Below are 230 nucleotides of genomic sequence, written 5' to 3'. Positions count from 1 at the left end.
GTCGGTGCCTTCGGCACGGATGACGTGGGTCAGGTCACCGTCGGCCACCTGCTCGGCGCATTGCAGCGCTTCTTCGATCGGCTTGACGATGCTGCGGGTCAGCAGGAACGCGCACAGCAGCGTCAGCACGGTGGCGGCGATCAACAGGCCGATGACCAGGGCGAAGGCGGCAGCATACTGGCTGGCTGCGGTTTCGTTGGTGGCACGGGTCTGGTCGGTGTTGATGCGCA

1 pseudogene is annotated in these 230 nt (G+C 65.7%); it reads right to left on the bottom strand.

The annotated features are described in order from the left end of the window. A pseudogene (locus SB765_RS34385) lies at positions 1–230 on the bottom strand (methyl-accepting chemotaxis protein); the annotation flags it as partial.

Origin of the sequence: Pseudomonas sp. SIMBA_067 (genome assembly GCF_046534675.1) — a bacterium.
Classification (GTDB): Bacteria; Pseudomonadota; Gammaproteobacteria; order Pseudomonadales; family Pseudomonadaceae; genus Aquipseudomonas; species Aquipseudomonas putida.
The sequence above is the reverse complement of the archived record's forward strand: the minus strand, read 5'-3'. Positions and strand labels throughout refer to the sequence as shown.